Source organism: Nonomuraea sp. NPDC050451, assembly GCF_044458585.1.
Window position 1 is genome coordinate 144479 of the sequence record NZ_JBITHZ010000025.1, and the last position, 21549, is coordinate 166027.

The window sequence follows — 21549 nt, forward strand, 5'->3', positions numbered from 1 at the left end:
AGGCTCACGTGGGAAGCTCGCCCTCCTCGGCGCGGGTCCAGGTCAGCGTCACGGTGACGCTGGCGTTGGTGCTGACGTCGGCGAGCCCGGCCAGCCATTCCCCGGCCTGGCAGCCGACCTCCAGGCCGAATTCCAGGCTCACCTCGTCCGGCCTGATCCCGGCCATGGACTTGTGCACGCTGCTGACGATGCCGCCCAGAGTCTCCCCGAACCCCTGGAGCTTCTTGACCGTCCTGCCGCCGAAGACGTCCTGCGGCCCGTCGTCGTGCTCCTGGTCGGCGGGCGCGACGGTGGCCGCCACCCAGATCGTCTCGCCGGTACTGAGCTCGACCTTCTCGAAAGTCCTCATTCAGTCCTCACTGGTTGTCCTGTAGGTGAACTCGACGCCGTTGATCATGACCCTCTGGCCGAGGGGGCAGGTGGCGGCGTCGCTGCGGCCGGGCAGGCCCTCCGGCGCGTACGTGATCCTGATGCCGTCCGCGGCCGCCCGCACGTCCACGGTTCCCTTGACGCTGCCCCCGGGCAGGTCCAGGTCGGGAGCCAGTTCGGAGGTGCGGACCGACCGCCGCCCGCCGAGCTGGACGGGGCCCAGGGTGTGCTCGTCCCATGCGTCCTCGGCGTCCTTGACGTACGCCGACCAGAGCACGCCGGTCATCTTCGGCAGCCGCCGCCTCCGGGCCCGCCGCCACCACAGCAGCGGCATGATCAGCGCCGCGACGAGCACGACCGCGACGGCGGCGGCCCACCAGGAGGGGGAGCCCCGGTAGGAGCCGGTCACGCGCGCCGCGTCAGTGCTGATCTTCTGCTTCCCGTAGCTCAGGCCCAGCAGGCCGAGATCGCCCTCCCACGGCGTCCGGACGGTCGCGCCGACCCGGACGGTCCGGGACAGGTCGAGGACGACCGGCTGGACACGGACGAGAGACGGCTCGGCCCACGACAGCTCGATCGGCACCGACACGGTGCGGCCGGGCTCGATCCGGATCGGCGCCGGCAGGGCGGAGCGGCCCGTCACGCGCTCCTTGCCGTCCGAGACCTCGACCTCGACCGCGCTGAGCTCCAGCGGCAGCACCTCGGTCTGCGACCGCACGTCGAGCGTGAGCGAGCCGGTGCCCCGGGCCGGGTCCAGCCGCACGTCCGGCTGTTTCCAGGTGGCGGCGACGCCCCGCTTGAGATCTCCGGCCACCCGCCGCCTGGCCTCGGCGCGGAGCGAGTCGTCCTTGACCATCGACAGATCCTTGGCGGCCTGGCTCTGCCGCGGGTCCAGGATCTGCGCGTTCGCGGGGAAGACCCGCTCCACGATCTCGTCCTGGTGGCGCCGGACGTCGGCTCCGCCGAACGGGAAGGTGTAGAGCAGCGGCTGGGGCTTCAGCCCGGCGGCCTGGTCGCGCAGCTTGTCCCAGGCGGGCCCGTCCGCGCTGCCATACGGGCTCCCTGGTGCCGGCTCCTGTATGCCGTCGCTGACGAGCATGACCGCGGCCAGCCGGCTCGGGTGCTCGCGCAGGTAGCGCACGACCCACTCCAGGGCCCGGCCGATGTCGGTGTACTCGCCGGCCGGGGTGGGCAGGCCGTCGATGTCCTTGTCCGTCTCAAGCGCGCTGCGGTGGTAGGGCCTCCTGTCGAAGCGGACCAGGGTGACGCCGTCCCGCTCGCCCTTGGCCTTCAACAGGCCCTTGAGCTGCTGCTTGACGGCCTTCTGCTGCGAGCTCATCGTGCCGGACGTGTCGAGCAGCACGATGTAGTCGGCGGGACGTTCCTTCAGGTCGAGTGCCTCGTAGAGGGCCGTGGGCTCCGGATCCGCCGCCGCGGGCGCGGACAGCGGCCAGGCCACCAGCATGAGGGCGGCCAGGATCGCTCGGGCCCTCACGAATCGCCCTCCTTCATCAGGTAATCCGTGTTGCGCCTCAGGGCGACGTCCTGACCCAGGCCGTCCAGGCTGTCGAGGTTCGTCTCGATCTGGCCCCGCTTGGTGGCTCCGACCTCGCCTCGGTCGAGCATGGCCAGCGCGCTCTTCTTGAACGCCGTGCTCTCGGCGAGGGCCTTGTCCAAGATGGCCGCAGCGTCGATGATCAGGTCCTCGGGGCACTTACGGACCGCCTCCTCGGCCAGCTCGAAGGCGCACTCCAGCAGCCTGAGCCGGGCCAGCGGGGCGTCGCCGGACCGGAGTTCCTTGACGATGCCGGCGAGCTTCTGCAGGGCGATTGACGGGTTCATGGCGCTCTATTCGCTGTAGGCCGGAAGGGTGCCCAGAGGCAGGGAGAACGGGGCGGCTTTGCCGTTCGCGGGCGCGAAGAGGAGTTCACCGTGCCCGCTGTGGCCGACGCGCACGCCGAGGCGATACTCGCCGCGGCTGATCTGGTGATCGAAGGTCAGGTGCCGGCCGCCGGCGGGATCGTCGCCCACCGCGACCACGACACGGTGCCCGTCCTCGACCAGCACCGGCCCGCTCTCCTCGTGCGCGTAGACCGCCTCGTCACCCAGCCGGAGTCGGCCGGGGGCGGCCAGTTCGAGCCACTCGCCCAGCACTTCGGCGCCCTCGAACCGGTGGGCGGCGAGGGACAGGCGCAAGGGGTAGCGGTCGCGTTCGTCCTGGCCGGCCGCGACTCTGGCCGCACCGTACGCGGCGGCGTTGACGACCTCGTCGGGCGACAGCAGGAGCATGGCTCGCTCGTCCAGGCCGAGCGCCTCGCGAAGGGCCTCGTGCACGAGGGAGAAGGTGCCGGCGCCTCCGAGCGGGATCAGGACGTCGCCGGGCCGGCCGCCGAAGTCGCCCAGCCGGTCCCGCATGAGCGCGGCCGACTGCGCGGCCAGGTCGGCGACCTGGTGGACGAGCTCGTACATCTGCGCGGTCGTCAGGTCCCCGTAGGCCCGGGTGTCGCCCCACGCCTTGTCGCGTGTGACATGGGCGAGCAGCTTACGCAAACGCGCCTCCGACGCCTTGTCCCGCCGGTCGAAGCGCCGGTCGGTGACGTTCGCGCCCTGTAACCGGTCGACGGCGGCGCCGAGGTCGAGGGAGGCCCGATGCTCGCTGTCCAGGACATAGATCACGGAGTGGCCGAAAAAGCACAGGTAGAGGTCGATCCAGGCGGCGCCGACGTCGCACAGCAGGACCCTGCGGCCGGGACCGATCCGCTGCTCCGCGCCGAGGTGGAGCAGGACCGCCCTGGGCAGGCTCAGGGTGGTGAAGTCGCGGAATCCGGCGCGGCGGGCGTTGGCGATCGCGCGCTCCCTGGCGCCCTCCGCGACCGCCAGGACCACGCGCTCGGGGCTGCCCTCGAACCGCGTGGTGGCGCCCAGCTGCGTGATCAGGGCGGGCCCGGCCGGGCTCACCTCGGCCACCTTGATGTACGCCCAGCCCGCGTCGATGCCCAGCCTCACGAGTCCTCCCGGTCTGTTGTGCCGCCACGGCCGAGAAGCAGGTTGCGCACAAGGCGGCGCAGGACGCCGAGCAGCTTGAGCCGGGCGGCTCGCGGCCGGTTGCCGGCGCGACCGGCGCTCGCGGTCTCCAGCAGCCACTCCAGCCGGTGCACCTCGGCACGCAGGTAGTCGATGTCCCGTGGCACCCTGCGGCGGACCCATTCGGCGTACTCGGGGACACCCGGGTGGTGCACGACGACCTCCACCAGCCTGCGGCAGCCGGCGTCGGAGAGCACGCCGCGGCGGGCCGACTCCTGCCGCAGGTATCGGAGCAGCTCGTGGACGGCGCCCGGGTCCCGGGAGCTCGGCCAGCGAGCCAGGAGCGGTCCCGGGTCGAACGCCGCACCCACCGACTCCAGCGCCAGCGTCCACAGCAGGGCCAGCTGCGGGGGCCGCGTGTCATTCTCCGCCGCCGTCAGCAGGGACCGCACGGCCGGGTTGGCGTTGACCCGCTGCCGGTCGATGATCTCCGCCAGCGCCTTCTCCCGCCTTCCCAGCTCGTTCAGGAGAGGGTGCCGGTGATCCAGCGGCGAGACGATCCGGCGGGCCACCTCCAGCCGGAGCTGTTGCGACGGAAGCTGCTCCCAGATCCTCACGAAGCTCGCGGCGTACCGTCGTACGGCGTGGCTCTCCGCCGCGAGCGCCCAACGGGGCTCCGTCCCGACCAGGGCGGCGAGCACGTCGAGGAGGGCGCCCGCCTCGATCGGCGCCTGCACGATGTCGGAGAGCAGCTTGGCGAGCTCCACCCGGGCGGGGACGGCCGGGCCAAGCGCGAGCCCGAGCAGGTGGGAGTACGGCGCGGGCTGGAGCACCACCTCCACCCGGGACGCGGCGGCCGCGGCCCGGAGCAGGATGACGAGCGCCATGTCGCCGCCGACGTCGTGGAGGCTGGTCAGCGTCTGCTCCGGAGGCGGCTTGGGCGGGGTGCGCAGCACCGAGGCGTAGGCCAGCAGCCAGATCGGGCAGGTCTCGGCGAATTCGCGCCCGGTGTAGTAACGCACCCACGCGCGCAGGTCCTCCGCCGAGTTCTCCGCCACCAGCTGGGTGATCAGGCGGTAGAGGGCAAGGGGCCTGGTCAGCAGGGCCGCGCAGGTCAGGCTCCCGGGCGGGCCGCCCGGCACCAGCAGCGGGACCGCGGCGTCGTCCGGCACGGCGGGCTGGTCGAGGAGGCCGGCCAGCCAGTCGTCACGCTGCCCGTGCTGGTCCGCGAGCCTCAGGTAGGCGCGGGCCAGGCGCGGATCCCGTACGGCGAGCCGCCGGCCCGCCAGCGCCAGCGCGACCGGCGCGACCGACGGCCAGTGTGTGTCCAGCACCGCGAGATCCTCGGGTGCGGCCCGCTCCACCAGGCACCGCAGCAGCTCGGTCCGCTGCGCGTGCGTCAGCCGGTCGAAGGAGGGGTCGCGCACCGCGGCCCGCTGCTCCTCCGCCGGGACGCCGTCGTCGAGCCGGTGGATCACCGACAGGGCCTTGCTGTCCTGCAGCCTCTCCAGGGCGAGGCGCAGCTGGGGGCTGTTGAACTCAAGCGGCTCGCGCAACCCGCTCAGCCGGTGGAGCAGCTCGTCCGGGTCGGACTCCAGCATGGTGGAGATCCATCGCAGGTAGACCTGCGCGTCCTCGTCGGCCGGGGGCGGCGGCGGCGCACCCCAGCGCACTTCGAGCTGGCGCGTCCTCGCCCACTCGCCGAACATCAGCCGGATGCGATGGTCCGCGATGTTGTCGGCCCACGTGCTCGCCGTCAGCGAGGCGCGGATGCCGTACGGGAGGAAGGCGACGACGGCATCCAGGCAGTCCAGCCGGTCGAGCGGGCTCAGCGGGGGCGCGTCGGTCAGCACGACCGGCCCTTCGAGCAGCAGCGCCGCCACCCCGGCGCACCACCGCAGCCCGACCTGCCCGGCGGTGTACCGCCCGGTGCCGAGGTGGGGCAGTTCGAGCCTGACCTGCTCGCCGCTCGGACCCGGCGACGGTGTACGCAGGACGGCCTCGTAGAGGTCGCGGTAGCCGATGCCGACCTGGGCGCCGTCCTCATAGGGAAAGGTGAAGTACCGGGTCGGCATGATCGCCCGGTCACTGGCGTCCAGCTCGTCCGACCATTCCCGCACCGCGACGGCCGACCAGCGGCGTCCGTCGCCGCTGGCCTCCGGGGCGCTGAAGGTCACCCAGGGCAGCGCGTCCATGGCCCCGTCGCGGCGGCCGCGCGGGGTGCCCGGATTGACGAGCCTGATGAGCTGCCCGAACCGCATGTGATCGTCCTCGCCGAGGCTGCAGTCGACGATCCGGTAGTCGTCCGTCGCTCCGGGCGGCTTGGACATCACCGCCCACTCCGTGAGTACGCTCCGCCCGCTCATCGCCTTCTCCGGAGCCTTCGCTCGAGCTCCAGAAAGGGCTCGATCACATTGATCGGATTGATCTGGCTGATCCGGTTGCCCTGCACATTGGCGAATTTCCGGGCGTCGAAACGTTCGCCGTCGTACCGCCGGAAGCCGACGGAAGAGGAGACGAAATAGCAGGTGCGCGCCGGATCGAAATACTTTTCAATGATCCGGTCGACGCGCTGCCCGACGTCGGCGCCGAAATAGCGGCACGCCCAGGTGAAATAGGCCTTCGCATCGTGATCTTTTACCCGTGGCGCGCCGTCCGGCTTGTCCTGGGTGCCCCAGCCGGCCGCGCGGGCGGGCATGAACACGCCTGGGTCATCCCATTTCGTCACGCAGACCGCGACCTCGAACGGCAGATAGAGCTTGGTCTCTCCGGATTTCACGAGCAGCGTGGTGATGTGCTCCAGCATGCCGAACAGGTAGTCGGCGCTGTTGGAGTCGCGCCGCTCCCGGAGCGGGTCGAAGAGCAGCACGAAGCCCTGGCACTGGGCGAGCTGAGAGGCCACCTGCTCCATGTCCGCGCTGCGGTCGTGGAAGTCGCCGCCGGGCCGGTCCTGGACGTGCAGCACGAAATGGGTCTCCGTGCCGTCCAGGCGCTGCCCCGCGAAACCGAAGCGGAGCTCGCTGCCGGAGATGGTGGCCTCGGGGAAACCGCCCTCGTTGATCAGGCGCTGCTTGCCCTCGGTGAGGAAGGTCCGCTCGCCGTCGTCCATGCCCATGACCCGCCACCTGCCGTAATCGGTGGTGTTGTTGGCGACGTGGGCCAGAGCGTTCACGAAGGTCGTCTTGCCGCTGGCGCTCGCTCCCCACAGGCCGATCCGCATGCCCTTGGCCACGTCCGCGGGCGGGGCGAACGGAACGTCGGCGTCATCGTCGGGGCCGGGAGGGAGCCCGGGAGAGAGCACGGCCGGGCGGGTGGGGGACACGGCCTCCGCCTCGAGTTCCGGCAGGCGGTCGGGCAGACGCCGTACGGGTGGTTGCGGGGTCTCAGTCACGGCGACCCCTCCTCGCCGGCCGCGATCTGCGCGAACGGGAAGTCGCCCGCCAGCCCCAGAGCTTCCAGAAGATCATCCGCCGTCACCCTGTCCGCGTCGAAGCGGCCGTTCTCACCGATGGCCTCCCACGATCGGTCCCCTTTGATCCGGCGTTTCCCGCTCACCACCGCGAGGCAACGCGCGCCGTCCCGCTTGACCTGCTCGAGGCCGCGCTTCCAGGAACGCCGGCCGGGGCAGATCTCCGGCGTCAGCTTGCTGAACTGATCCGTGCCGCAGGGCATACGGTCTCCAACGGTGACCACGAACCGGGCGCTGCGATCTCGCCACGGGATTTCCGACGCGGCGTGGAGGGCGTCCGACAGCGCCGCCGTCGTGGGATGGGCCGGGCCGTTGTCCCAGTCGTCGAGCCGGGCGCGGGCCTCGTCGGGGCGGCCGAGCGGCACGGTGTCGACCACGGGTTCCGTGCGGTACAGCCGCCTGCTGCCGTGGTCGCGGTAGCCGACCAACCCGACCCGCAGCAGATCGCGTGCGGCCAGTGCCCGGCTCGCCTTGGTGATCACCTCGCGGACCAGCCCGCGCCGGTCGAGTGAGATCCTGTCCTCCGTGGTGTTCAGCTCCAGCAGGAAGACCAGGTCGACGGTCCGCCGCCGCTGCGTCCAGACGGAGAACGACTTGTAGAGCTCGGACCAGGATCTGCGGTCGGGCTGCACCTCCTTGGTCTGGCCGACCAGGCGGACCCGGTCGACGCCGTCGAGCACCGCCCACAGTCCGGCGCTCTCGCCCGGCCCGAGCGGCAGGAAGCCGCTGCCCACCAGCTCCCAGGTCTCGGGCGGCCCCCACGTGAACCTGACCACCGGCAGGCACACCCCGCCGCTGATCGCCTCCGGTGCCTGGACGGTCAGCGCCTTCTGCACGTCCTTGCCCGGCACCGTGCCGGTCTCGAACAGCGTCCGCGTGACCAGCGAGGCCGTGCCCTTGTCGGCGTCGATCTGCCCCAGCACCAGCGCGTACGGCTCGCGCAACGGCGATCGGTCGATCATCTGCTGGACGGCCTTGTCGAAGTCCTCCCCATGGAGCGCGGCGACCGGCTGCCGGTGCCGGGCCAGCTCCCGCGCCACCTGGTCCAGCAGTGGCCAGCCCGGCCGGTCCAGCACGAGGGCCAGCGCCACCCGGCCGCTGGTGAGGGCGTACGCGCTGTCCAGCTGGGCATAGAGGGCGTCGGCGTGGGAGGCGGCGTCCAGCACGTCGTCGGGCTGGTCGCCCACGCCGCCGGCGAGGACGAACCGGCAGATCGTACGGTCCGCCGGCAGGCCGGTGCCGATCTCCTCCCAGGTCCTGCTCCAGTCCGGGCCGTCCACTTCCAGCGGTGTCCCGTGCTTGCCCGCCTTGATCTTGCGCGCCGCCACCCGGTCCGCGCCCAGGCCGACGACCAGCAGCCCCGAGATCTCGCCCCTGATCACGTGGCCGAGCATCTGACTCAACACGTCTTTCAGCGGCCAGCGCGGCACCCGCTCGATGCGGAGCCGGGTGCGGCAGCTCTCGACCGTCTCCTCAGCTGCCGAGGTGCCTCTGACGGCGCGGTCCAGCAACTCCTGGAGCAGCTGCCCGTCCTCCTCGCCAGGAGCTCCCGTGGCCCGGAGCGCGGCACAGATGTCGTGCCGGGCTTGGGCGCGCTCCAGATGGGAACGGAAATTCCGGTGCAGTTCGGGTGTCGCCGGTCCGAGAATGAGTGGCGTACGAACCCGCCAGGCACACTGGTCACATTGTTCACTTGATGCCCAAGACCGACAGATAGGACATCTCACCATTTTTTTCCAGGGTGCTTTCTATCCATGCGCGTACATGCCCCTCCACACACCCCGAGCCCTCGCCCACGTGGCAATCAGGATATTTCTCGGCACGCTGTCATGTGATGTGTCTCTTGCATTTTGTTCAAGGTGCATCACGAAACGTGATAATCGCTGGAAAGGGTCGTCCTAAAGGGTTATCTCCGGCCCTTCTGAATCCACCACGTAGATGCGCCGCGGCCCGCGCCGCGGTGAACGAACCGCGCGCGTGATCACGCGACGGCCTCCCCTGACTGGCGTGCGGCCTTGGGGGACGGTCGGCTGGAGCGGCGGAGGGGTGCGTCATGGCGCAACCGCCCTGCACTGGCCAGGTCGCCGGTGCGTCCTGGAGCGGCACGCGACCATGGGGGCTGGCAGCCGCGCGGCCGATCAAGAGGTCGCGAATCGGTGTGCGGCGATCAAGGGCTTGCCGGCCCGCGAGTGGGATCACGGAGCCCGTGTGTCTGCGCGGGTGGGATCACGGAACCCGTGTGTCCGCGCGGGTGGCATCACGGGACCTGTGTGTCCGCGCGGGTGGCGATCGTGCGGCAGCGTCTCCCCATGTGGTGCCTCGTGCGGTGTCAGGGGCGGTGGGCGCGGATGATGAGGTCCGCGGCGTCGGCGGCGATGGCGTGGCGCCGTTCGGGCCGCAGCGGCAGCATCCCGTACGCCGTCTCGACCCGTCCTTCGCTGATCACCAGGTGCGAGAACTGGCGCGCCGCCTTGGCCGGGTCCGGGATCCGCAGCCGTCCGTCGGCGTCGCAGTCGCGCAGGTAGTCGACCACCGCGTGGTCCGCCGACGCCGAGCTCTCCCGCCAGGTGCGCTGGAGCTCCGGATGGTGCGCCACCTCCGCGATGGTCAGCCGGTGCAGCGCGGACACGCGGGGTGAGAGTGCGATGTCGAGGATCTGCCCGCCGAGCGCGGTGAGGTCCTCGCGCGGATCCCCGCTGAAGACGATGCCCGACATGCCCGGCATGCCCTCCGTGTCGCCTGCGACCGGCGTGGTGCTCACCGCCGACCTGGCCTCCTGGACCGCGGCGAGGAACAGCTGCTCCTTGTCCCCGAAGTGGCCGTACACGGTCTGCTTGCCCACCCCCGCCACCGCGGCGATGGCGTCCACGCTCGTCCGGGCGTACCCCTGGTCGGTGAACACCTTGATCGCGGCGTCGAGGATGGCCCGGCGCTTGACCGGGGAGCGTCGCGGGCCGTGCTCGGCCATGGTCTGTACCCACTTCCTTCGGATGAGGACTAGTCTACGAGACGAGACGGTCTAGTCTAGTTTAGGGAGCGACGATGGATGCCGACGTCATCGTGGTCGGGGCCGGGCCCGTGGGGCTGCTGCTCGCCGCCGAGTTACGGCTCGCCGGAGCCAGGCCGCTGGTGCTGGAACGGCTCGCCGAGCCGAGCGCCGAGCCCAAGGCGCGCGGGATCGGCCCGCTGGCCGCCGAGGCGCTGCGCCGCCGTGGGCTGGGCGGGGTCCTGGACGCGTACAGGGAGCAGGGCCTTGCCGACAAGGCGCGCGACCACGGCAGCGAGAAGGGGCACTTCGCGCAGATCTTCAAGATCGACCCAGCCCTGCAGGAGGAGCCGGACCGGGTCGGCACGCTGATCTGGCAACGGGACCTCGAACGGGTCCTCGCCGAACACCTCGCCTCGATCGGCGGGGGAGAGGGCGGCGTGTCGCGTGAGTGCGAGGTCGTCGCCCTGACCCAGGACGACTCCGGCGTCACCGTCACCGTCGCCACCCCGGCAGGGGAGCGGCGTTTGTCCGCGCCGTACCTGGTCGGCTGCGACGGGGGACGCTCGACCGTGCGCAAGCTGGCGGGGTTCGACTTCCCCGGCACCGAACCCACGAGCGTCGTACGGCGGGTCCTGACCGACGCCCCCGGCCTCGACCGGCTCCCCGAGCCGGGCTGGACCCCAGCGGGCCGGCTGATGCGGGCGCCCGGGATGGTGGCGACGATCGAGTTCGACGGGTTCCCCGAAGATCGCGGGCTGCCGCTGACCGCCGAGGAGATGCGCCAGAGCCTGCTCCGGGTGACGGGCGTGGACGTCGAGCTCCCGCAGGTGAACGGCCCGCTGCGGTTCACCGACGGGGCCCGCCAGGCGGCCACGTACCGGAGCGGCCGGGTCCTGCTGGCGGGCGACGCCGCCCACGTCCACTCGCCGAACGGTGGCCAGGGACTCAACCTCGGCCTCATGGACGCCGCCAACCTGGGCTGGAAGCTCGCCGCCACCGTCGCCGGGCGCGCCCCCGAGGGCCTGCTCGACACCTACACCGCGGAACGCCACCCCGTCGGCGCCGCTGTCCTGCACAACACGCGGGCCCAGTCCGCGTTGTCGCTGCCGGGGGCGCACGCGGCGGCCATGCGCGACATCGTGTCGGACCTGCTCGACCTCCCGGACGTCAACCGCTACTTCGGCCGGATGCTGAACGGGCTCGGCACCCGGTACGAGTTCCCGTACCCCGCCACGCACCCGCTGACCGGTCGCGCCTGCCCGGACCTGCGGCTGGTGACGAGTTCGGGGGAGACGCGCACGCTCTCGGAGCTGTGCGGGAGCGGGCGGGCGCTGCTCGTCCACGCGCCGTCGCAGCCGGAGATCGCGGAGGCGGCGGGGCCGTGGCGCGGGGTGCTGGACGTGGTCGAGGCGACCGTCAAGGATCGCGACGATCTGACGGCAGCGCTCGTCCGGCCGGACGGGGCAGTCGCGTGGGCATCCGGCCCCGGCGCCGCCCCCGGCCCCGCTCCCGCTCCTGCTCCCGGCCCCGCTCCCGCCGACACGGTCACACTGACGGCCGCCCTGTGCGCGTGGCTGCTGCCCGCATGAGGCCCTGGCCGCCCCGCCCCTGGCCATCGCCCCGCCCCCGGGCCACCGCCCCGATCCCTGGCCGCCCCCGCCTCCTGGCCGCCCCCGTCTCCTGGTCGCCCGCTTCTTGGGCGCCGCCGCACGCTTGACTGGGCGTGTCGGGCAATTTTGGGGGCGATGTCAAGAATGCCCTAGTTTCTCTACTTTGCTCCCTGTCACTACGATTTCCGCGTGCCTCCTGAGCAACACAACCCGACAGCCGTCTTCGTCAACCAGAGCGGACGGCGTCGAAGGCTGATCATGATCGGCTCGATCGCCGCGAGCGTCCTGGCTCTCGCGCTGCTCGCCGTCGTGATCGCCGGAATGTTCTCCAGCACGACGCTCTCGGTGAACGGCTGGCCGGGCGACAGCCGAGGAGCGTCGGACGGCACGGCTTCGCCGGACCGCTCGCCGACGCCTTCGCCGACGCGGTCCGAGCAGCCGACCCCCTCCGTGACGCGCCCGGATACGACACGCCCGCCGTCGCGCCGGCCGACCCCCAGAGCCACCGGCCAGGTCAGGCCGTCGGCGACGTCCGGGCAGACCTCGCCGCAGTCGGCGCGGCCCACGCCGCGGCCCAGCACGGATGCGCCGAGCACCGGCCCCGCCACGGATCCCGCAGCCGACCCCACAGCCGGCCCCACGGACAGCGAGCCGCCCGGCCAGACCAGGACGCCGCCGGGACTCGATCCGGACCGGACGAAGGGCCCGAAGAAGTGAACGGCCCACACGAGCCCGACAAGCTGGTCTGGCCGTCCGCGCCGCTCCCGGCCTGGCAGGACCACACTGCCCGGCAACAGGACGAACGACCGCACATCCCGCCCGCGCCGACCGCGAGACCCCCGGCCGACCCCAAGGGCCACTGGTTCCCGCTCGCCGTCTGCATGCTGCTGGCCGCCGCCGCGCTGGTGCTCAACGGGTACGTGACCAACGTCGTCGGAGAGACACACGCGCCCCCACCCTCCACCGGCTCCCCGTCCCCGGAGCTGGAGAAGGTACGGCGCGGCGGCCCCGTACTCAACATCACGGCGAACGGGCCCTCCAGCGCCCGCCTGCCGAGCAGGACCATCGCGCTGACGTTCGACGACGGCCCCGACCCGGCGTGGACCCCGCAGGTGCTCGACATGCTGAAGAAGTACGGTGCCAAGGCCACCTTCTTCACCGTCGGCTCCAAGGTGGCGAAATACCCCGAGCTGACGCGACGCATCGTCGCCGAGGGGCACGAACTGGGCAACCACACCTACTCGCACGCCGACCTCGCGGCGCTGCCCAACTGGCGGTTCAAACTGGAGCTGTCGCTGACGCAGCGGGCGCTGGCCGGAGCGACCGGGCTGCACACGACGCTGGCCCGCCCGCCCTACTCCTCGACCCCCGCGGCGATCTCCGGGCCGCAGTGGGCGAGCATGAAGGCCCTGGCGGCCGAGGGCTATCTCGTCACGCTGACGGATCTCGACACCAGGGACTGGAGCCGCCCCGGGACGACGAACATCGTGGCGTCCTCGCTGCCGGCCAGGGGCCGGGGCGCCATCGTCATGATGCACGACTCGGGTGGCGACCGGCGGCAGACCGTCGAGGCCGTCGGAGCCGTCCTGCGGGAGCTGGCAGGAAAGGGCTACCGCGCCGTCACGGTCACCAAGGCGCTCGGCATGCCCTCGGCGCACCAGCCGGCCGGCGGAGCCGAACAGTTCGCCGGCTCCGCGCTCAACCTGGCCCAGCGTGCTTCGGAGACGTTCGCCGACGTGCTGGCATGGGTGCTGCTGGCCGCCGGAGCGCTCACACTGGGGCGGCTCGGCTTCTTCGCTGGGCTCGCCTGGGTGCACGCGGCACGCAACAGGGGCGGCAAGCGGCGAAAGGGTCGCGCGCCCGTGTGGTCCGCGCCCCCGCCGGTGACCGTGATCGTGCCCGCCTACAACGAGGCGGCCGGCATCCAGGCGACGGTACGGTCGCTGGTCGACACCACGTACCAGGGCCCGCTCGAGATCCTCGTCGTCGACGACGGCTCGACCGACGACACCGCCACGCTGGCTGAGGCGCTGGGGCTGCCCGGCGTACGGGTGATCCGCCGGCCCAACGGCGGCAAGCCGGCCGCGCTCAACACCGGCATCGCCCAGGCCACCCACGAGCTGCTCATCATGGTGGACGGCGACACCGTCTTCGAACCCGCCACGATCGGCCACCTGGTCCGCCAGCTCGCCGACCCCACGGTCGGCGCGGTGAGCGGCAACACCAAGGTCGGCAACCGGCGCGGCATGATCGGGCGCTGGCAGCACATCGAGTACGTCATCGGCTTCAACCTCGATCGGCGCGCCTTCGAACTGCTCGACTGCATGGCCACCGTGCCCGGCGCGATCGGGGCGTTCCGGCGTTCGGCGCTCGTGGCGCTGGGCGGGGTGAGCACCGACACGCTGGCGGAGGACACCGACCTCACGATGGCACTGTGCCGGGTCGGATGGCGCGTGGTCTACGAGGAGAAGGCGCTGGCCTGGACCGAGGCGCCCACCTCGCTCGGCCAGCTGTGGAAGCAGCGCTACCGCTGGTGCTACGGCACCATGCAGGCGATGTGGAAGCATCGGCGTGCCGTCCTCGGGCCCGGCCCGTTCGGCCGCCGCTGCCTCGGCTACCTGACGCTGTTCCAGGTGCTGCTGCCCCTGCTGGCCCCTGTCGTCGACCTCATGGCGATCTACAACACGGTCCTGGGCGATCCTCTCCCGGTCGTCGCGGTATGGGCCGGTTTCGTGGTGGTGCAGGCGCTGACGGGCTGGTACGCACTCCGCCTGGACGGCGAACGCGCCTCCGCGCTCTGGGTGCTGCCGCTCCAGCAGTTCGTCTACCGCCAGCTCATGTACCTCGTGGTCATCCAGTCCCTGGCGACGGCCCTGCTGGGCGTGCGGCTGCGCTGGCACACCGTACGGCGTGAGGGCACGTTCAACGACTCCGGGCACGCGGCGCCGGCCCCGCACGGGATCGACGGCGTCGAGCGGTTCGCGGACGCGAGGTAAGGCACGGGCCGGTGGTTGTGAGGTGGCTTCCGTAGACGCGAGGTAAGGCACGGGCCGGTGGCGGTCAGGTGGCTTCCGTAGACGCGAGGTAAGGCACGGGCCGGTGGCGGTCAGGTGGCTTCCGTAGACGCGAGGTAAGGCACGGCCCAGTGGCTGTCAGGTGGCTTCCGCGGACGCGAGGTCAGACAAGGGTCAGTGGTGGGTGTCAGGTGGCTTCCGCGGCGGTGTGCGGCAGGGGTTCGAGCATGCGGTGCGGGTGCCGTAGGGCGCGGCTGACCGGGTCGTCCCGGAAGAGGTCGGCGTCAGGGCCGGGGCGTACCTCGATCTCGGTCAGCTCGGGGCGGACGCCGCAGGCCGGGCACATGCCGTAGCCGTCGATCCTGGTGTAGCAGGGCACGTGGCAGAAGATCCGGCGCGGCTTGGCCGACAAGTGGCGTTCGCCCCAGCTGCTCAGGACGAGGACGGCCGGCCAGAGCTCCTGCCCCATCTCGGTCAGGACGTACTCCTCGCGCGGTGGCGACTCCTGGTAGCGGTGGCGGCGCAGGACCCCGGCGTCCACGAGCGTGGTGAGGCGCTGGGACAGCACGGCCCGCGGGATGTCGAGGTGGGCCAGGAAGTCGCCGTAGCGGCGCACGCCGTACAGGGCGTCGCGGATGACGAGCATCGTCCAGCGCTCGCCGACCAGCTCCAGGGAGCGGGCGAGCGAGCAGTCCTGGCCGTCGTAGTTCTTGCCGAGCGCCATGACCCCCAGGGTAATTCATTCATTGAACCTTGGCGTGTTAGCGTGTGCCTCCATAGTTCAATGAATGAACCAAGGAGGTGCCGTGACACTCACCCGATCGGCTCCCGCACAGACGGCCCCGCATGCGGCGGGTACGGTGGCCGTGGCGGCCTGCGCCGCCGCGCTGCTCGCGCTGATCAACTACACGGTGCCGATGGTCACGCTGTCCCAGGCCGCCGCCGACCTCGGCTCAGGGCCCACCGGTCCCGCCTGGATGCTGAACTCGATCTCGCTCGGCCTGTCCGCCCTCCTGCTGGTCGCGGGCGGGCTCGCCGACGACCACGGCCGCAGGCGCGCCTACGTCGCCGGCACCTGGGTGCTGGCCGCCGGAGCCCTGCTGGCGGCGCTCTCCGCGAACACCGCGATGTTCGTCGTGGCCAGGCTGGTGCAGGGCGGGGCGAGCGCGGCCATGCTGGCGGGCAGCCTGGGCATGCTCGGCCACGCCTACCCGGGCGGGCCGGACCGCGTCCGGGTGACCGGCCGCTACGGTGCGATGCTGGGGCTGGGCATCGCCCTGGGCCCGCTGCTGTCCGGTTCGATCGCCGCCGCCTGGAGCTGGCGCGGCGTGCACGTCCTGATCGCCGTCGCCGGCTCGGTCCTGGCCCTGGTGGCCGGCCGGATGCTGCCGGAGTCGCGCAGCGACCGCCGCCGGCCGCACGACCTGCCCGGCGCGATCACCCTGGCGCTCGGCACCGCCGCGCTGCTCGCCGGGGTCACCGAGGGCCGGCTGGGCTGGAACCGGCCCGTCGTGTACGCGTCGTTCGCCGCCGCGGTCGTGCTGCTGGCCGCGTTCACGCTGATCGAGCACCGCCGCCGCGAGCCCCTCATCGACCTCGGCCTGCTGCGCCGCCCGCTCTTCCTGGTGGCCACCTCGGGCGCGTTCGTCACGGGGATCGCCGTCATCGGGATGATGAGCTACCTGCCCACCGTGCTCCAGGTGACCCGCTCGCTCACCCCGCTCACCAGCGCCGTGCTGTTCTCGCTGTGGTCGGGCATGTCGTTCCTGGCCTCCCTGCTGGCCCGGCACCTGCGCGTCCACTCGGGCGTCCGCCTGGCGCTCGGCCTGCTCCTGTCCGCCGCCGGAGCCCTGCTCACGCTCGGGGTCGCGGACGCCGCCCCCTGGACGCGGGTCGTCGCCGGGCTGGTGGTGGGCGGCGTCGGCAGCGGGCTCATCAACGCCTCGCTGACCCACCTGGCCATCGAGAGCGTGCCGATCGCCAGGGCGAGCATGGGTTCGGGCGCCAACAACACCGCCCGTTACGTCGGCTCCTCCCTGGGCGTGGCCGCCATGGCCACCACGATCGGCGCTCTCGGCTGGCAGCACGGCACCGACGTCACCACGCTCGCCTACGCCGTCATCGCCGCCCTCGCCGCCGCCCTCACCCTCACCCTCAGCCGCTCCCGCGCATGAGCGCCCGGGGGAGGCTGCGCTGTCGGTGGGTGGTCGGGTTCGGGGGAGGCTGCAGCGTCGGAGCGTGGCGGGGTTCGGGGGCGGTCCCGCCGTCGGTGGGTGGTCGGGGTCAGGGGACGAGGACGAGGCGGCCGCGGAGGCCGCCCTTGGTGAGGCGGTGGTGGGCGGCGGCGACCTGGTCCAGGGGCAGGGTCTCGGCGACGCGAAGGGTGAGGGAGCCGGCCTCGACCAGCGCGACCAGGTCCGCGAGGCGGGCGCCGTCGGCGCGGATCCAGTGGTCGAACACCCGCGTGCCGCGCAACGGCAGCGGCGCCCCGCCCGCGACCAGCGCGGCGAAGGCGCCGCCCGAGCGGACGGCGTCCAAAGCCGCCGCCCCGGCGACCGCGGCGTCCAGCGCCCCGTCCACGCCGCCCGGCACGAGAGCGCGTACGGCCTCGCCCAGCCGCGCCGTACGCGGCACGAACCACTCGGCGCCGAACCCGCGTACCAGCGGCTCGTCCTCGGCACCGGCCACCGCGACCACCCGGAGTCCCCGCGCGGCGGCCAGCTGCACGGCGAACCCGCCCACGGCGCCGGCCGCGCCGGTGACCAGCAGCGTCCGCCCGGCGGCCAGCTCCAGCCGGTCGAGCGCCTGCACCGCGGTGAGCCCGTTGAGCGGCAACGTCGCGGCCTCCACCGCCGAATGGCCCGACGGCGCGCGGGTGACCGCGTCCGCGTCGAGGACGACGTACTCGGCCTGGGCGCCCAGCGGCACGTCGAGGCGGTCCGACAGGCCGATCACCCGCTCGCCCGGCACGATGCCGGTCACGCCGGGGCCCACCTCGTCCACGGTCCCGGCCACGTCCCAGCCGATGCCGATCACGTCGCGGGCCGGCAGCAGGCCCGCCTCCGTGAGCGCCCCGGACCGGGTGGCCAGATCGACCGGATTGACCGTCGCCGCCTCGACCCGGATGCGGACCTGCCGCTCCCGGACCGCGGGTACCGGCACGTCCGCGATCTCCAGTGCCTCGGGCCCGCCGAAAGCGTGGATGACGACTGCGCGCATCGATGACTCCCTCATCAGGTTTCGCTGCCACGACCCTACGGAGAGCTGCTCTCTACTAGGAAGTACGCACTTGAAGGTGCGTACCGCACGCGGACGAGCGCGGCTCGGATAGCTTTTACAGCCGAAGCGGCCGGCGGCGAGGAGCGGAGCGGGTGACGGGAACGGAGCGGCCCAGCGCGATCGGGCAGGCGCTGCTGGCGATCGGCGACCAGTGGACGCTGCTGATCCTGCAGCGGGCCTTCCTGTTGCACATCCGGCGCTTCGCCGACTGGCGGGACGAGCTGGGCATGTCCGAGTCGGTGCTGGCCAACCGGCTCAAAGAGCTGGTCGCGGGCGGCCTGTTGCGGCCGGTCCCCTACCGGGAGCAGGGCCGCACCCGCACCGAATATCTCCTGACCGAGCGGGCGATCGAGCTGTGGCCGCTGCTCGTGGAGATCTGGTCGTGGGAGCGCAGGTGGGTGCCGCGCCGCCACGGGCTGCCGGAGCTGGCGCACGACGTCTGCGGGCGGCGTACGGACGTGGAGCTGGGCTGCGCGAGCTGCGGCGGGGCGCCGGTCACCGCACGCGACACCGAGACCGTGCGGGGGGCGGCCACGTTCGCCCAGGTGACGGTGGCGCGTCATCACCGCAGGACCGTGCGGGGCGAGGCCGGGCGCGACCCGCTGTCGTACCTCCCCGAGACCTTCGAGCTGCTGGGCGACCGGTGGAGCACGGTGATCCTCGCGGCCGCGTTCCTCGGCACCCGGCGGTTCGCCGACTTCCAGTCGGAGCTCGGCGTGGCGCCGTCGGTGCTGGCCGACCGGCTGCGGCGCTTCACGGAGCTGGGGGTGCTCGCCGCGGACGAGCCGGGGGCGCGGCCCCGCTACCGGCTGACCGGCAAGGGGCTGGACTTCTTCGGGATCTTCGCCTTCATCGTCGACTGGGCGCAGACCTGGTACGCCGGCCCGCCGGACACCGACCTGCGCGTCACCCATCGCGCGTGCGGCCGGCCGTTCCGTCCCTGTCTGCGGTGCCGGTCGTGCGGGCAGGCGCTCGGCCGTACCGAGGTGCACTTCGTCATGCCCGAGCAGCGGCTGCGGCTGGGCGTCAGTCGCGGGTGACGGCGAACAGGGCGACCGTGGTGCAGCTGCCCCCGATGTTGAGGGTCAGCGCCGTGCGCGCGCCCGGCACCTGGCACTCGCCCGCGGCGCCGGAGACCTGGCGGGCCGCGTCGTGCAGCATGCGTACGCCGGTGGCGCCGACCGGGTGGCCGAGGCCGAGCAGGCCGCCCGACGGGTTGACCGGGAGGCCGCCGTCGAAGGCGATCATCCCGGACTCGATCGCCCGCCAGGACTCGCCCGGCGGTGTCAGCCCCAGGTGGTCGAGGGCGACGTACTCGGTGATCGTGAAGCAGTCGTGCGTCTCGATCACGTCCACGTCCTGGGGCCCGCGCAGCCCGGCGCGTCCGTAGACGTCCAGCGCGGCCCGCCGCAGGTGCGGGAACAGGTACTCCGCACGCGTGGCCAGCCGGTCCTTCAGCGGCATCGGCGCCGTACGGTGCCCCCACCCCGCGATGGCCGGGCCCCGCCCGCCGTACCGGTCGGAGGCCAGGACCACGGCGGCGGCGCCGTCGGTGATGCGCCCGCAGTCGTACTTGCGCAGCCGCCCCTCGACCACCGGGTTGAGCACGTCGTCCGCTCCGAAGCAGCCCTCGGGATAGGACCAGGAGCGGGTCTGGGCGAGGGGGTTGCGCAGGGCATTGCCGTGGTTGATCTCGGCGATCGCGGCGAGGTGGTCGTGGGAGAGGCCGTGGCGGGCGTCCACCTCGTCGGCGATCTCGGCGAACAGCGCGGGCCAGGGGAAGTCCGCCGACTGCGCCTCCCGCCCGGCCCAGGCCGCGCACCCCAGGTGCTGAGCGGCCTCCTTCGCGCCCACGTTGCGCATCAGCTCCACGCCCACGACGAGCGCCACGTCGTAGAACCCCGCCTCCAGGTCGGCCATGGCGGCCAGGACCGCCATGGACCCAGAGGCGCACGCGGCCTCGTGCCGGGACGCCGGGAGCATGGCCCACGCGGGGTCGATCGCGGCGACCAGGCCGCCCAGGTGCGCCTGCCCGGCGAACAGCTCGCCCGCCAGGTTGCCGACGTGCGCCACCTGCACGTCCTCGGCGGGTACGGCCGCCGCCTCCAGCGCCCCGAGCGCGGCTTCGCGCAGCATCCCGAACAGGTCCGCCCCGGAGCGGGCGAAGTCGGTCTGGTGGCCGCCCAGGATGCGGATCACAGCTTCAGCTCCCTCTTGAGGATCTTACCGACGGGGTTCCTGGGCAGCGCGTCGACGATCTCCAGCCGCTCGGGCAGCTTGTACGAGGCGATGCCCTTGTCCCGCAGGAAGGCCACGACCGACTCCAGGTCGATCTCGCCTTTGGGGACCACGACCGCGCAGACCCGCTCGCCCAGCACCTCGTCGGGGTATCCGGCCACCGCCACCTCGGCGATCGACGGGTGCCCGGCGAGCAGCGCCTCCAGCTCGGCGGGGGCGACGTTCATGCCGCCGCGGATGACGATGTCCCTGGCGCGGTCGACGAAGCGCAGGTACTGCCCCCGCTCGCCGGCGATCTCGAACAGGTCGCCGGTCCTGAGGTAGCCGTCCTCGTCGAACGGGTCCGCCGCGGCCGTGCCCGGCAGGTAGCCCGCGAAGACCGTGGGGCCGCTCAGCCGCAGCTCGCCGGGGACACCGGGCTCGGTGATCTCCTTGCCGCCCGGGCCCGCCAGCCTGGTGCTCACCCGGTCGAGCAGCTCCGGCGCCCCCGGCGCGCCCGGCCGCGGGAAGAATCGGGCACGGACCTCCGGGTCGGGCATGTGGGCGGGATCCGACAGCAGGGCGATGCCCTCGTTGGAGCCGAAGAAGTTGATGATCGCGATGCCGTGCCTCTCCTGCCAGCCGCGCACCATCGGCGGCGGCAGCGGGGCGGAGCCGGAGCCGATGCGGGTGAGCGAGGAGATGTCGGTTCTCGCGAGGATCGCCTCCTGGTGCAGGAGCAGCGTGAGGAGCGCGGGCGGGGCCAGCGTGTACGTGACCCGCTCGGCCGCGATCTGGGCCAGGTAGGTGGGCAGGTCGAAGGGCTGGTGCTGGACCAGCAGCGCGCCGGTCCGCAGCCACGGCAGGAAGACGCCGCCGATCCCGGCCATGTTGACCATCGGAAAGGGGTTGAGGATGACGTCCCGGGCGGTGAGCTCGGCCGCGGCCGTGCAGATCGCCTCGACCGCCAGCCAGTCGTAGTGGCACCTCGGCACGCCCTTGGGAACGGCCTCGGTGCCGGAGGTCCAGCAGATCGTCACGCGTTCGGCGGGGTCGGCGTCGCGCCGCGGCGCCCCGGCTCCCGTCGCGTCCTCCAGGTCGTCCGGCCACGACAGCGTGGGCGTGCCCTCGGGCGCCCTGGACTCCCGGCCGGTGACCAGCAGCCGGGCGCCGGACAGCGGCAGCAGCTGGGCCAGCTCGTACTCGCGGTACTGCACGGGGAACGGCGTGACGGTGGCCCCGAGCCGGACGATCGCGAGGAAGCTCACCGCCAGTTCGACGCCGTTGGGCAGCTGAACGGCGACCACGTCGCCGGGGCCGACGCCGTGCGCGTGCAGCACGCCGGCCACTCGCTCCACCTCCGCGCCGAGCCGCCCCCAGGTCAGCCGCTTGGTCGGCCCGTCCTTGTCCGGCGGGTCCACGATCGCGAGGTCCGCGGGACGGGCCGCGACGTGGGTGGCGAGGAGCTTGTCAATCGTGTCACCGGTCCACCAGCCCCGGGCGGTGTAGCGGGCGATCCGGTCGGCGGAATGCGTCATCGCGGCTCCCACGGGTGTGATGGGCGCCACACTACGAAAG

General features: G+C 72.5%; 17 protein-coding genes. 4 read left to right on the forward strand and 13 right to left on the reverse strand.

The genetic code is table 11. The annotated features are described in order from the left end of the window. Positions 1 to 4: 4 nt before the first annotated feature. The 8 genes from ACIBI9_RS46735 to ACIBI9_RS46770 all read right to left on the reverse strand — a co-directional run bounded on the left by ACIBI9_RS46735 (position 5) and on the right by ACIBI9_RS46770 (position 9830). Positions 5 to 349, reverse strand: coding sequence for a CU044_2847 family protein (locus tag ACIBI9_RS46735; RefSeq protein ID WP_397232790.1), 345 nt, complete (start codon positions 347 to 349; stop codon positions 5 to 7). Beyond that, positions 350 to 1864 (reverse strand): vWA domain-containing protein, encoded by a 1515-nt coding sequence (locus ACIBI9_RS46740; protein WP_397232792.1) that lies wholly within the window; start codon positions 1862 to 1864, stop codon positions 350 to 352. It lies immediately after the preceding gene. Beyond that, positions 1861 to 2211 (reverse strand): hypothetical protein, encoded by a 351-nt coding sequence (locus tag ACIBI9_RS46745; RefSeq protein WP_397232794.1) that lies wholly within the window; start codon positions 2209 to 2211, stop codon positions 1861 to 1863. Before ACIBI9_RS46745 ends, ACIBI9_RS46740 begins: the two co-directional genes overlap by 4 nt. A gap of 6 nt (positions 2212 to 2217) precedes the next feature. Then, the gene (locus ACIBI9_RS46750; RefSeq protein ID WP_397232796.1) at positions 2218 to 3375 is read right to left on the reverse strand and encodes a hypothetical protein; all 1158 of its coding nucleotides are present in this window, start codon (positions 3373 to 3375) and stop codon (positions 2218 to 2220) included. Further along, positions 3372 to 5759, reverse strand: a complete 2388-nt coding sequence (locus tag ACIBI9_RS46755) for a hypothetical protein (protein WP_397232798.1) — start codon at positions 5757 to 5759, stop codon at positions 3372 to 3374. Before ACIBI9_RS46755 ends, ACIBI9_RS46750 begins: the two co-directional genes overlap by 4 nt. After that, positions 5756 to 6694 (reverse strand): hypothetical protein, encoded by a 939-nt coding sequence (locus ACIBI9_RS46760; protein WP_397232800.1) that lies wholly within the window; start codon positions 6692 to 6694, stop codon positions 5756 to 5758. The genes ACIBI9_RS46755 and ACIBI9_RS46760 overlap by 4 nt, the downstream gene beginning before the upstream one ends. An 86-nt stretch (positions 6695 to 6780) precedes the next feature. After that, positions 6781 to 8373, reverse strand: a complete 1593-nt coding sequence (locus tag ACIBI9_RS46765) for a hypothetical protein (RefSeq protein ID WP_397232802.1) — start codon at positions 8371 to 8373, stop codon at positions 6781 to 6783. Between the two features lie 818 nt (positions 8374 to 9191). Next, positions 9192 to 9830: a TetR/AcrR family transcriptional regulator gene (locus tag ACIBI9_RS46770; RefSeq protein WP_397232804.1), complete on the reverse strand. Its 639-nt coding sequence runs from the start codon at positions 9828 to 9830 to the stop codon at positions 9192 to 9194. Positions 9831 to 9904: 74 nt separating this feature from the next. Between ACIBI9_RS46770 and ACIBI9_RS46775 the strand changes: the two genes are divergently transcribed. Continuing rightward, positions 9905 to 11440 (forward strand): FAD-dependent monooxygenase, encoded by a 1536-nt coding sequence (locus ACIBI9_RS46775; protein ID WP_397232806.1) that lies wholly within the window; start codon positions 9905 to 9907, stop codon positions 11438 to 11440. Between the two features lie 197 nt (positions 11441 to 11637). Here the strand turns inward: ACIBI9_RS46775 and ACIBI9_RS46780 are convergent, their stop codons facing one another. Continuing rightward, positions 11638 to 12189, reverse strand: a complete 552-nt coding sequence (locus tag ACIBI9_RS46780) for a hypothetical protein (protein ID WP_397232808.1) — start codon at positions 12187 to 12189, stop codon at positions 11638 to 11640. On the opposite strand from ACIBI9_RS46780, the gene ACIBI9_RS46785 reads away from it, so the two are divergent. Then, entirely contained in the window at positions 12175 to 14457 is a 2283-nt protein-coding gene (locus tag ACIBI9_RS46785) for a bifunctional polysaccharide deacetylase/glycosyltransferase family 2 protein (RefSeq protein WP_397232810.1), read from the forward strand. The two genes, ACIBI9_RS46780 and ACIBI9_RS46785, sit on opposite strands and share 15 nt — an antisense overlap. 205 nt (positions 14458 to 14662) lie before the next feature. On the opposite strand, the gene ACIBI9_RS46790 is transcribed toward ACIBI9_RS46785, so the two are convergent. After that, positions 14663 to 15199: a winged helix-turn-helix transcriptional regulator gene (locus tag ACIBI9_RS46790; protein ID WP_397232812.1), complete on the reverse strand. Its 537-nt coding sequence runs from the start codon at positions 15197 to 15199 to the stop codon at positions 14663 to 14665. Between the two features lie 82 nt (positions 15200 to 15281). Between ACIBI9_RS46790 and ACIBI9_RS46795 the strand changes: the two genes are divergently transcribed. Beyond that, positions 15282 to 16649 carry an MFS transporter gene (locus tag ACIBI9_RS46795; protein ID WP_397232814.1) on the forward strand — a complete coding sequence of 456 codons (1368 nt, stop codon included), beginning with the start codon at positions 15282 to 15284 and terminating at the stop codon, positions 16647 to 16649. 109 nt (positions 16650 to 16758) lie between these two features. On the opposite strand, the gene ACIBI9_RS46800 is transcribed toward ACIBI9_RS46795, so the two are convergent. Then, positions 16759 to 17694: an NADP-dependent oxidoreductase gene (locus ACIBI9_RS46800; RefSeq protein WP_397232816.1), complete on the reverse strand. Its 936-nt coding sequence runs from the start codon at positions 17692 to 17694 to the stop codon at positions 16759 to 16761. Positions 17695 to 17846: 152 nt separating this feature from the next. Here ACIBI9_RS46800 and ACIBI9_RS46805 point away from each other — a divergent pair, with 152 nt between their 5' ends. Further along, positions 17847 to 18794: a winged helix-turn-helix transcriptional regulator gene (locus tag ACIBI9_RS46805; RefSeq protein WP_397232818.1), complete on the forward strand. Its 948-nt coding sequence runs from the start codon at positions 17847 to 17849 to the stop codon at positions 18792 to 18794. Here ACIBI9_RS46805 and ACIBI9_RS46810 read toward each other — a convergent pair. Both ACIBI9_RS46810 and ACIBI9_RS46815 read right to left on the reverse strand, forming a co-directional pair. Beyond that, positions 18781 to 19953 (reverse strand): acetyl-CoA acetyltransferase, encoded by a 1173-nt coding sequence (locus tag ACIBI9_RS46810; protein ID WP_397232820.1) that lies wholly within the window; start codon positions 19951 to 19953, stop codon positions 18781 to 18783. The genes ACIBI9_RS46805 and ACIBI9_RS46810 overlap by 14 nt on opposite strands. Next, positions 19950 to 21509 (reverse strand): class I adenylate-forming enzyme family protein, encoded by a 1560-nt coding sequence (locus tag ACIBI9_RS46815; RefSeq protein ID WP_397232822.1) that lies wholly within the window; start codon positions 21507 to 21509, stop codon positions 19950 to 19952. The genes ACIBI9_RS46810 and ACIBI9_RS46815 overlap by 4 nt, the downstream gene beginning before the upstream one ends. Positions 21510 to 21549 lie beyond the last annotated feature (40 nt).

Bases quoted from the DNA above. Each gene is read 5' to 3' on its own strand.
- ACIBI9_RS46775 (WP_397232806.1), top strand. From the start codon at position 9,905: ATGGATGCCGACGTCATCGTGGTCGGGGCCGGGCCCGTGGGGCTGCTG.
- ACIBI9_RS46790 (WP_397232812.1), bottom strand. From the start codon at position 15,199: ATGGCGCTCGGCAAGAACTACGACGGCCAGGACTGCTCGCTCGCCCGC.
- ACIBI9_RS46800 (WP_397232816.1), bottom strand. From the start codon at position 17,694: ATGCGCGCAGTCGTCATCCACGCTTTCGGCGGGCCCGAGGCACTGGAG.
- ACIBI9_RS46745 (WP_397232794.1), bottom strand. From the start codon at position 2,211: ATGAACCCGTCAATCGCCCTGCAGAAGCTCGCCGGCATCGTCAAGGAA.
- ACIBI9_RS46770 (WP_397232804.1), bottom strand. From the start codon at position 9,830: ATGGCCGAGCACGGCCCGCGACGCTCCCCGGTCAAGCGCCGGGCCATC.
- ACIBI9_RS46755 (WP_397232798.1), bottom strand. From the start codon at position 5,759: ATGAGCGGGCGGAGCGTACTCACGGAGTGGGCGGTGATGTCCAAGCCG.
- ACIBI9_RS46815 (WP_397232822.1), bottom strand. From the start codon at position 21,509: ATGACGCATTCCGCCGACCGGATCGCCCGCTACACCGCCCGGGGCTGG.
- ACIBI9_RS46735 (WP_397232790.1), bottom strand. From the start codon at position 349: ATGAGGACTTTCGAGAAGGTCGAGCTCAGTACCGGCGAGACGATCTGG.